Raw genomic sequence first — 858 nt, 5'->3', positions numbered from 1 at the left:
AGGAGGCAAAAGCAGCCTACATCCACCTCACATGGGTATCTCGGTGATTACTGAGGGTGTGTCAAAATGTCCACATCCTCTTTTTTTATGCACAAAGCCCCGACTTTCTCAAGCCAGGGCTTTGCTATTTCCTAAAGTTTTTGTACCTTTAGGCATTCAAAAAATCTCATTATGACAAAGGTACACTTTCGTTCTTACATACACAAGAAAATGATTCTTTTTCCTCAAAGAATCGATAAGGATATCGCAGAAGATGACCCTGTTCGTCTTTTAGATGCCTTGGTGGATAATCTTATGTTGGATAATGTCTACAAGCTTTATAAGCCCAGTGGTCGCAAGCCTTATCATCCACAAATGATGCTCAAGGTGATTCTTTACGCCTACATGAATAATATCTATTCCTGCCGTCGTATAGAGTCGCTCCTCAAGCGTGACATTCATTTCATCTATCTGGCAGGATATGAGCAGCCTGATTTTATTACCATCAATCGTTTTCGTAATCGTGTGAAAAAGGAAATCAACAATATCTTCACACAGGTTGTATTAATACTTGCAGCCAAAGGTTTGATAAGTCTTGACGTTGAATATATTGACGGCACAAAGATAGAATCGAAAGCCAACAAGTATACCTTCGTTTGGAAGAGAACCGTGGAAAAGAACCGCGCCAAGTTGCAGGAACAAATACGCACACTCTTGCTTCAGGTTGATGATGTCATAGCGCAGGACAATGCCGCTAAGACAGAAGGTGTCGAGTTTACTGCAGCTCTGCTCGATGAAATATCCGAGGAATTGAACAAGTCTTTGGAATCAGCCCCTGAGCCTAAGACAAAAGAAGAGAAGCAGGCTGTTAGAACCAAG

Annotated in this window: 1 protein-coding gene; it reads left to right on the top strand. The window is 41.6% G+C overall.

Annotation, left to right across the window (positions count from 1 at the left end):
* Nucleotides 1-171: 171 nt before the first annotated feature.
* The coding region (locus tag HMPREF0666_RS15935) for an IS1182 family transposase (protein WP_009013433.1) at nt 172-858 on the top strand (687 nt) is incomplete at its 3' end.

Source organism: Prevotella sp. C561 (assembly GCF_000224595.1).
GTDB classification, from domain to species: Bacteria; Bacteroidota; Bacteroidia; order Bacteroidales; family Bacteroidaceae; genus Prevotella; species Prevotella jejuni.
Note: the sequence above shows the minus strand (reverse complement) of the source record. Positions and strands in the feature narration are given on the sequence as shown.